Raw genomic sequence first — 913 nt, 5'->3', positions numbered from 1 at the left:
CCCAAGGCGTGGCCCGTCGCCCGCAAACCGTCTGGCTGAAACCCGTATGATCGGGAAAATATTCTTCTCGCCAGACTTCTTCAGCAGCCTGTTAAGTAAGGATGATGGGTATGACAAAAAGCAAAATGGCAAATCGCTACTCTCCAGAGGTCCGCGCGCGGTCCGGATGGTGTTCGAGCATCAAGGCTCCTATGAGACGCAGGCGGGCGCGATCGCGGCCATTGCACCCAAGATCGGCTGTATTCCCCGGACCCTGCGCGAATGGGTCAAGCAGGCCGAGAATGACAGCGCCCTGCGAAACGGTGTCACGACCGAGGAAAGAGATCGGATGAAGGCGCTCGAACGGGAGAACCGGGAACTGCGCCAGGCGAACGAGATATTGCGCAAGGCATCAGCGTATTTTGCGCAGGCGGAACTCGGCCGCCCACTGAAGCGATGATCGGTTTCAATGAGGGTCCTGTCGCGGGGTTGGTGGAAATTGGGAGGGCGGCGTAATCTCCAGGTGTTGAAACAACCATGAACGGCGGCTGGCACCGCCGAAGGAGATTACGCCATGNTGGAAATTGGGAGGGCGGCGTAATCTCCAGGTGTTGAAACAACCATGAACGGCGGCTGGCACCGCCGAAGGAGATTACGCCATTGCAGAGACTACCAAGACCGACCGCGCTGCGCCACTCATCGGGGGCGACTGGACGGATCCGCTCGAGGACGGCGTCCGCAGCCGGGTGCGGGATTTCATCGAGACGATCCTCGAGGAGGAACTGGAAGCCGCCCTTGGGCGGGGTCGCTATGAGCGCCGAAGCGAGGGGGCGACGGGTTATCGCAACGGGCACCGCGACCGGGAGATTGTCGGCACCTTCGGCCCGGAGACGGTGCGCGTGCCCCGGGCCCGGATCGCGGGCGCGGATGGCCA

The 913-nt window shown here is 62.1% G+C and carries 1 protein-coding gene and 1 pseudogene; both read left to right on the top strand.

Annotated features, from left to right (window positions below; genetic code table 11):
• Window positions 1-110: 110 nt before the first annotated feature.
• Window positions 111-447: pseudogene (locus V8324_RS22070) on the top strand (transposase); the annotation flags it as partial.
• Window positions 448-638: 191 nt separating this feature from the next.
• Window positions 639-913, top strand: a 275-nt coding sequence (locus V8324_RS22065; RefSeq protein WP_336422018.1) for a transposase, incomplete at its 3' end; no start/stop codon positions are given.

This window comes from Roseovarius sp. D22-M7 (assembly GCF_037083785.1).
Lineage (GTDB): Bacteria > Pseudomonadota > Alphaproteobacteria > Rhodobacterales > Rhodobacteraceae > Roseovarius.
The sequence above is the reverse complement of the archived record's forward strand: the minus strand, read 5'-3'. Positions and strand labels throughout refer to the sequence as shown.